Annotated in this window: 1 protein-coding gene; it reads right to left on the reverse strand. The window is 48.3% G+C overall.

Annotated elements, in window-relative coordinates:
- On the reverse strand, nucleotides 1–203 hold a 203-nt coding region (locus tag ACOSDM_RS20190), incomplete at its 3' end, for a hypothetical protein (RefSeq protein WP_420726330.1).
- Nucleotides 204–358 lie beyond the last annotated feature (155 nt).

A 358-nucleotide genomic window follows, 5' to 3' on the forward strand; every position in this document is an offset into this window, starting at 1 on the left:
CTCCACGTTACACCCGAGTTCTTACGCACAACCGCCACAACATAGTAACTTGAGGCCTCTCCACTATCAGAACAGCTTTGTTGATTATACTGCTCAACCATGGCTGCAACTAGACCGCACTTTCCAGCAATATATACCTGGCCACCATCAGCTGCAAAGAAATCTGCTTCCCTTCGCATGACTTTCTGTATGCACTCTTCCACAGATGATGCCCTCCTGCACTCTTTACGAGGAATCTGTAAGCCGTCACACTTCTGTTGCTCTGCGTGGCTAACAGTACACCATTGAATTTTACGGTCTGGAACCGGAGCTGGTGGGTTTCCACCTTTAAGGGCACGCATGGCCTCATAATAATCTT

It is taken from the genome of Hwanghaeella sp. LZ110 (genome assembly GCF_048892525.1).
GTDB lineage: Bacteria > Pseudomonadota > Alphaproteobacteria > UBA8366 > Aestuariispiraceae > Pacificispira.